This window comes from Pseudomonas sp. 05T35 (assembly GCF_056396605.1).
Map to the genome: position 1 here is coordinate 1 of NZ_JBFTLU010000559.1, position 2,506 is coordinate 2,506.

Genomic DNA, 2,506 nt, shown 5'->3' on the forward strand with positions numbered 1-2,506 from the left:
GCAACTACAACGCCCACCTGTCGGCTTACCCTGAGATCGACTGGGAAGCCAACGCCCGCGCCTTCATCGAAGACGAGCTGGGCCTGGGCTTCAACCCGTACACCACGCAGATCGAACCGCACGACTACATCGCCGAGCTGTTCGACGCGATCGCGCGCTTCAACACCATTCTGATCGACTTCGATCGCGATATCTGGGGCTACATCTCCCTGGRCTACTTCAAGCAGCGCACCATTGCCGGCGAAATCGGTTCCTCGACCATGCCGCACAAGGTCAACCCGATCGACTTCGAAAACTCCGAAGGCAACCTGGGCATCGCCAACGCACTGTTCCAGCACCTGGCGAGCAAACTGCCGATCTCCCGCTGGCAGCGCGACCTGACCGACTCCACCGTACTGCGCAACCTCGGTGTCGGCTTCGCCCACAGCGTGATCGCGTACGAAGCAAGTCTCAAGGGAATCAGCAAGTTAGAGCTCAATGTTCAGAAGATTGCTGCAGACCTGGACGCGTGCTGGGAAGTTCTGGCCGAGCCGATCCAGACCGTGATGCGTCGCTACAACATTGAAAACCCGTACGAAAAGCTGAAAGAACTGACGCGCGGCAAGGGCATCAGCCCTGAAGCGTTGCAGACTTTCATCGATGCACTGGACATGCCTGCCGAAGCCAAGGCCGAGCTGAAAAAGCTCACCCCGGCCAACTACATCGGCAACGCCGTGGCACAAGCCAAACGCATCTGATCGACCGCTTGACCCTTTGAGACGCCCGGCAGCGCCGGGCGTTTTTATTCCCGTCTGAAAAGTGCTTTTTTTCAATAGGTTACACATGAATCCTGATACTCCTCTTCAACTTCTGGGCGGCATCACGGCACGGGAATTCCTGCGCGACTACTGGCAGAAAAAACCGCTGTTGATCCGCCAGGCGATCCCTGACTTCGAAAGCCCGATCGACGCCGACGAACTGGCCGGTCTGGCGCTGGAAGAAGAAGTCGAATCGCGCCTGGTCATCGAACACGGCGAGCGCCCTTGGGAACTGCGTCGCGGCCCGTTCGCCGAAGACGAATTCAGCAAGCTGCCAGAGCGCGAGTGGACCCTGCTGGTGCAGGCTGTCGACCAGTTCGTGCCGGAAGTCGCCGAGCTGCTGGAAAACTTCCGCTTCCTGCCGAGCTGGCGCATCGACGACGTGATGATCAGCTTTGCCGCCCCGGGTGGCAGTGTCGGTCCGCACTTCGACAACTACGACGTGTTCCTGCTGCAAGGCCACGGCAAGCGCAACTGGAAAATCGGCCAGATGTGCGATTCCGACAGTCCGCTGCTGCAACATGCCGACCTGCGCATCCTCGCCGACTTCGAAGCCACCGACGAGTGGACCCTGGAACCGGGCGACATGCTGTACCTGCCACCGCGCCTTGCCCACTGCGGTGTGGCCGTCGATGACTGCATGACCTACTCGGTCGGTTTCCGCGCCCCAAGCGCCGCCGAAGTGCTGACCCACTTCACCGACTTCCTCAGCCAGTTCCTGCCTGACGAAGAGCGCTACACCGATGCCGACGCACAGCCAGCGATCGACCCGCACCAGATCCAGCACGATGCGCTCGACCGCTTGAAAAGCCTGCTGGCCGAGCACATGAGCGACGAGCGCCTGTTGCTGACCTGGTTCGGCCAGTTCATGACCGAGCCACGCTACCCGGAATTGGTGGTTGGCCCGGAACTGGAAGAAGACGACCTGCTGAGCAGCCTTGAACAAGGCGCTGTGCTGATTCGCAACCCAAGCGCGCGCCTGGCCTGGTCCGAAGTCGACGACGACCTGCTGCTGTTCGCCAGCGGCCAGAGCCGTTATCTGCCGGGCAAACTGCGCGAACTGCTGAAAATGATTTGCGCCGCCGATGCGCTGCACGTCGACAACCTTGGCCAATGGCTGAGCGATGAAGACGGCCGCAGCCTGCTGTGCGAACTGGTCAAGCAAGGTAGCCTGGGATTTGCCGATGAATAAGATTCACGTACGTGTCGCAGACTGGCAAAAGGACAACGCCGAGATCCGGCGCATTCGTGAAACGGTGTTCATCGCCGAGCAATCCGTTCCACCTGAACTGGAATGGGATGCCGACGACGCGAGCGCCGTGCATTTCCTCGCCTTCGAAGGCGACTTTCCGATTGGCACCGCCCGCCTGCTGCCCGATGGTCACATCGGTCGGGTGTCGGTACTCAAGGACTGGCGCGGCCTGAAGGTCGGCGACAAGCTGATGCAAGCGGTGATCGGTGAAGCCGAGAAGCGCGGGCTCAAGCAGCAGATGCTCAGCGCGCAGGTGCAGGCCACGGCGTTCTATGAGCGCCTGGGCTTTACCGTGGTCAGTGAAGAGTTCCTGGAAGCAGGGATTCCTCACGTGGACATGGTGCGTCATTCGGCTTGAGACCTAGGCGCGGCCATCGCGAGCAGGCTCGCTCCCACAGGGATTACGCCGAACCTGTGGGAGCGAGCCTGCTCGCGATGAGGCCCGACAGAACACCAC

Annotated in this window: 3 protein-coding genes; all 3 read left to right on the forward strand. The window is 60.8% G+C overall.

The genetic code is table 11. The features are described 5' to 3' along the window. On the forward strand, positions 1–737 hold a 737-nt coding region (locus tag AC1DH9_RS27160; RefSeq protein WP_477809135.1), incomplete at its 5' end, for a lyase family protein. 85 nt (positions 738–822) lie between these two features. Further along, positions 823–1,989, forward strand: a complete 1,167-nt coding sequence (locus AC1DH9_RS27165; protein WP_427547274.1) for a ribosomal protein uL16 3-hydroxylase — start codon at positions 823–825, stop codon at positions 1,987–1,989. After that, complete coding sequence (locus AC1DH9_RS27170) at positions 1,982–2,407, forward strand: GNAT family N-acetyltransferase (RefSeq protein WP_427547277.1); 426 nt, start codon at positions 1,982–1,984, stop codon at positions 2,405–2,407. Before AC1DH9_RS27165 ends, AC1DH9_RS27170 begins: the two co-directional genes overlap by 8 nt. Positions 2,408–2,506: the final 99 nt, after the last annotated feature.